This is a genomic window from Azospirillum oleiclasticum, assembly GCF_013423485.1.
Taxonomy (GTDB): Bacteria; Pseudomonadota; Alphaproteobacteria; order Azospirillales; family Azospirillaceae; genus Azospirillum; species Azospirillum oleiclasticum.
In genome coordinates this window covers 1-1499 of record NZ_JABFFR010000100.1, presented here as the reverse complement: position 1 = coordinate 1499, position 1499 = coordinate 1, and the positions used below count along the sequence as shown (strand labels likewise).

The 1499-nt window shown below is 66.2% G+C and carries 2 protein-coding genes; both read left to right on the top strand.

The genetic code is table 11. From position 1 onward, the window contains the following. The first annotated feature begins 96 nt into the window (after positions 1-96). Positions 97-837: a class I SAM-dependent methyltransferase gene (locus HL658_RS36435; protein WP_180286377.1), complete on the top strand. Its 741-nt coding sequence runs from the start codon at positions 97-99 to the stop codon at positions 835-837. Between the two features lie 100 nt (positions 838-937). Further along, positions 938-1499, top strand: a 562-nt coding sequence (locus HL658_RS36430; RefSeq protein ID WP_180286376.1) for a GNAT family N-acetyltransferase, incomplete at its 3' end; no start/stop codon positions are given.

The window sequence follows — 1499 nt, the reverse complement described above, 5'->3', positions numbered from 1 at the left end:
GAAGGCAAGGGGCCGGATGGCCCCGCCCGCCGTCTGAGGGGGTCTTTGATCGGTCACGATCAAAGACCGTTGATAAGGTAAGGGAAGGGACAAGACATGACCGCGACGCCGGCCACCAATCCGGCTGCCGATCCGGGCGCCGTCGATTACGACGCGAGCTGGGAGCACCGCTGGAACGACATGCGGCGCTTCGGCCCGACCGGGCGCCATCTGCGCCGCATCATCGACGACATGATCGGGCCCCTGCCCTACGAGACGGTGCTCGACGTCGGCTGCGGCCAGGGGCTGCTGCTGACCTCGCTGAAGGAGCGGCGGCCGGACGCCGTCTACACCGGCGTCGATTTCTCCGACAAGGCGCTGGAGGTGGCGCACCAGCGCGCACCCTGGGCGGAGCTGGCGCGGCTCGACCTGACGCAGGGCAATCTGGGCCGGCGCTTCGATCTGGTGCTGTGCACCGACGTGGTCGAGCACATCGAGGACCACGCGACCGCCTTCGCCAACGTGGCGGCGATGACCGGGCGCTGGGCGCTGGTGTCCACCCTGCAGGGGCGGATGCGCCCCTACGAGACGCAGGTCGGGCATTACCGCAGCTACCGCCGTGGCGAGGTCGCCGCCATGCTGGAGGCCAACGGGCTGGTGGTGGAGCGGGTGGTCGAGTGGGGCTTCCCCTTCTACTCGCCGCTCTACCGCGACCTGTTCCGGGTGACCGGGGTGAAGGCGGCGGAGGGCACCTACGGCCCCGGCCGCCGGCTGCTGGCGTCCCTGCTCTACCAGGTCTTCCGCCTCAACGCCTGGAACCGCGGGGACTATGTGGCGGTGCTGGCGCGCCGGCCCTGACCGGCGCCCTGCTCTCTTCCCCCTTGCCCGCCCTCGGCGCCTGTTTCCAAACGGGCGCCGAGAGCGTCGTGGAAACGAGCCCATGAGGGACAGGAGGAGCATGCCCCCCTCGCGCATAACACTCGTAACCGCGGAGCCGGCGGATTTTCCCGTCTTCAAGCGCGAATTGCAGGCCGCCTTCGCGGTTGCCGTGACGGACCACCTGGGCGAACTGCCGGATGGGCCGATCCCATCCGACGAGGATCTTGATCAGGCGATGGCCGCATCGGGCGCCATCGTGCTGCATGTCCTGCGCGACGGGCGGAAGGTCGGCGGCGCGGTCGTGCGCATCGATCACGCGACACAGGTCAATTCGCTCGACCTGTTCTTCGTCGCGGTCGGTCATCACGGTCAGGGCCTGGGCAAAAAGGCGTGGTTCGCGATAGAGGCGATGTTTCCCGATACCCGGTCCTGGCAAACAATGACGCCCTATTTCGAAAAGAGGAACATCCACTTCTATGTCAATGTCTGTAAATTCCATATCGTCGAATATTATAACGCACGGCATCCAGATCCACACGAATCCGGGTCGACCGGCGCTCTCGATGACGACGGCATGTTTCGATTCATCAAGAGGATGAAGCCGGATCGTAACTGCTCACGGGGGTGGTCAGGCAGCGAAG